Origin of the sequence: Leptolyngbya cf. ectocarpi LEGE 11479, assembly GCF_015207065.1 — a bacterium.
In the GTDB taxonomy this organism is placed as follows: Bacteria; Cyanobacteriota; Cyanobacteriia; order Phormidesmidales; family Phormidesmidaceae; genus Leptothoe; species Leptothoe ectocarpi.
In genome coordinates this window covers 1-3,367 of record NZ_JADEXP010000499.1, presented here as the reverse complement: position 1 = coordinate 3,367, position 3,367 = coordinate 1, and the positions used below count along the sequence as shown (strand labels likewise).

Sequence of the window (3,367 nt, the reverse complement as noted above, 5' to 3'; positions counted from 1 at the left end):
GTCAAAAGATCGCTGCCAGGTAGGCTCCCAGTCAAACGGGTACAGCCCAAAGTAAGCCCGTTTAGACCGATCCGCAGACTGCTTACTCTCTCGCAACACACGCCACCACTGAGGATCTTTCAGCGCATCGGGGCGAAAGTAAAACGCAAATAACGCAATTCGCTGCCATCCCTTGCGGCGATTCTCAGCAGTATCTGTAGGTGCATCGGCAGCACTATCCTTGGCATGGAATAACAACGGATAGCTATCCAACTGCACAATCGGTGGCGGATTAGCAGGAATTGACACCACAGAATCCGTCACCAACAAGGTTTTCGAGGCACGGTGTAGCATAGCCACTTCTGAAAAAGGACCAATGCCTAAATTGACTGGCCCCAGCACTCGATAGTCCAACTCATCACCAAAGGGAGCATCGGCAGGATTTTCGGGTAGCCAGTGGGTGCGCCCCATGGGAAACCCTAGCCAGCTGAGGGGCAGATTTAGCGGAAAGCTCCACTGGTGGCGGGCGACATACACCTGAGCTGAGGGAAACTTACGGGCAAAGGGGCCAACAAATACTTTATGTTCTAGACCCGTCACCGTCGGTAAAATGATGTATCTCACATCCCCATGGTCAGCCTCAAGTTCATGCACTAGGCGAATACACTCAGGGGTAGGTGCAACAGGCGCATAGACTAGCAAACCGCCAGCAGCCAAGCGAATGACAGTCATCCGGATAGGCACTACGACATACAAAATGCCCTGCATTTGGTCAAAGGTCCAAACCTGGTTAGCAATGACCTCACGGCGCAGAGTACGTCGCTGACCATAGGGATACAGCGGCACCAGCGGCCACCATGGCCACGACCAATCGGCGGAACGCTCCACTGCCCCCACTTCAGACACACCCTATCCTCCAGATTCCAGACCAAGCTTTAGTATTTTAGGCGTTGCTGCTCCCCGGTATAGCCTTATCTGCAGAATATTGGCTGATAGCATATTGCACAGATCGGTTCATTGCCCACAATCAGCAACCGCGTATTTTACGGCTTGTGCTCTCCATCACTACATTTGCTCAGCTAATCTCAGAAACCCCTTAACCAACGTTCAGTTATCGGTCAGATGACGTTCAGCTAGCTCCGGCATTCTTGTAATTAATGAAGTTACTGAATCCCCCAAGGAGCTTTAACTATGAAACGCACACTGCTTTCCGCCTTAACTGTTCTGGTTGCATCCGCTGCTGTTGCACCCATCGCTGCCGCCAAGCCCACTAGCTTCAACCTCCAATCAGCTCGCCTCGAAGCCCTGGATGCTCGCACTAAGAATTCTGTCCACAAGCTACGCCTGGAGCACCTCAACAATCAGACCAAGGCCATCGAAGATATTCAAGCTACTCGGCTAGACGCTCTAGATGCCCGGACAAAAACAACGGTCGAGCATAAAATCCAGGTTGTTTACCTCAACAATCAAACCAAGGCCGTTGAGACTATTCAATAGTCAACATCGTTAACGTTTATGTCGAAGAAAAGACATTGCTCACCTCTAAGAATATGCTTAATACATGAGCTGAAAAGCTTATAACCACAACAGAGGAGGTCACCAATCGATATCTCAGTAGAATCGTTTGAAAGATCAATACCAGCATCCAAACAGGTCACTGATAGTTCTTCTTACTTGCACTAGAGAGTATTGTTTTGAGTGAAGATAATCTCTTTACACAACAACTCTGGATAGCTTTGTTCCATTTAGAAGAGTTTCTCAGGCAGATCGTTCTGGGTGCTGTTGTGTTTTAAATTTTTTACTAGAATACAGAGCTGTTGAAGCAGATTACTGGGCCAAGGCAAAAGATTTACCATTAATCCTCCAGTCAATATCAAAGCAGCTCACTACGCTGTGATCACACACCCAAACTAGAAAAAATTGAGCGTTGTGTAAGGAAACAGTGAAAGGCTCCAGTAAAGGGAGTGTGTATAGTTCATCTCGGCATACAGTGGATTTACAGACAAAGCACGTTATTGCATAACTTCCTAGCCTGAACCGTATATCTAAGTAGACAGAATACTGTATTGCTTAACCCTCTATATCTAAACCGAAGCCTCCATAAGCCCTAGTGCCTGTGGAGGCTTCTTATTGGGTTTGAATATCGCTATCTCTGCATCAAGACACAGCTCAACAACAAAATGTGTATGCCTAAATGCATAGATTTAAGGACACTAACAATGACAAATCGCCCTCAAAATGATGCCAAGGTTGCTGTCTATGCTGCGCAGATGGCTGCTCCTAAGCAGTTCGAGGCACAAGACGGTCTTGGACTGCTATGTATAGGCTAGCAACTCTCATCAGTGCGTGGCTGAGCGCATCGTTTTAAGCCAAACGCCTTTTGGCAATCCAGCCCAATTCTTCCCCCTGCGATAAATCATGCTGATCGCAGGGGGTTTTAGCGTTAAGCCTTTAATCTATGCCTAAAGATAGTTACAAAACTTAAACTTAAGCGCTATATTAAGTACATACATAAGTTCACTGCGTTCGTTCTTCGTTCGCTACCCGCAATTATTTAACTCATGACTACCCTTCTACAACAGCGCAACAGCGCTAACCTGTGGAACCAGTTTTGTGAGTGGATCACTAGCACCGAAAACCGCCTCTACGTAGGCTGGTTCGGCGTTCTGATGATTCCCACACTACTAGCTGCCACTGCCTGCTTCGTCATTGCCTTCATCGCCGCTCCTCCCGTTGACATCGACGGTATCCGCGAGCCCGTTGCGGGTTCTTTACTACTCGGTAACAACATCATTTCGGGTGCTGTTATCCCGTCCTCTAACGCTATCGGTCTTCACTTCTACCCCATCTGGGAAGCGGCTTCCTTAGATGAGTGGTTGTACAACGGTGGCCCTTACCAGCTGGTCATTTTCCACTTCCTCATCGGCGTTTTCTGCTACATGGGTCGTGAGTGGGAACTTTCCTACCGTTTGGGTATGCGTCCTTGGATCTGTGTTGCTTACTCTGCTCCTGTAGCAGCCGCAACTGCAGTCTTCTTGATCTACCCCATCGGTCAGGGTTCATTCTCTGATGGTATGCCTCTGGGTATCTCCGGTACGTTCAACTTCATGCTTGTTTTCCAAGCTGAGCACAACATCCTGATGCACCCCTTCCACATGTTAGGTGTGGCTGGCGTCTTCGGCGGTTCTTTGTTCTCCGCGATGCACGGTTCTCTGGTGACCTCTTCCTTGGTTCGTGAGACCACTGAAGTCGAGTCTCAGAACTATGGTTACAAGTTTGGTCAGGAAGAAGAGACTTACAACATCGTTGCAGCCCACGGCTACTTCGGTCGTCTGATCTTCCAATACGCATCCTTCAACAACAGCCGTTCCTTGCACTTCTTCTTGGG

At 48.5% G+C, this 3,367-nt stretch carries 2 protein-coding genes and 1 pseudogene; 2 read left to right on the top strand and 1 reads right to left on the bottom strand.

Annotated features, from left to right (window positions below; genetic code table 11):
* A partial coding sequence (locus tag IQ260_RS28995) for a DUF4336 domain-containing protein (protein ID WP_193996537.1) occupies positions 1 to 885 on the bottom strand: 885 nt, incomplete at its 3' end.
* Positions 886 to 1,170: 285 nt separating this feature from the next.
* On the opposite strand from IQ260_RS28995, the pseudogene IQ260_RS28990 reads away from it, so the two are divergent.
* Both IQ260_RS28990 and psbA read left to right on the top strand, forming a co-directional pair.
* Positions 1,171 to 1,473: pseudogene (locus IQ260_RS28990) on the top strand (hypothetical protein); the annotation flags it as partial.
* 1,067 nt (positions 1,474 to 2,540) lie between these two features.
* A partial coding sequence (gene psbA / locus IQ260_RS28985; protein ID WP_193996536.1) for a photosystem II q(b) protein occupies positions 2,541 to 3,367 on the top strand: 827 nt, incomplete at its 3' end.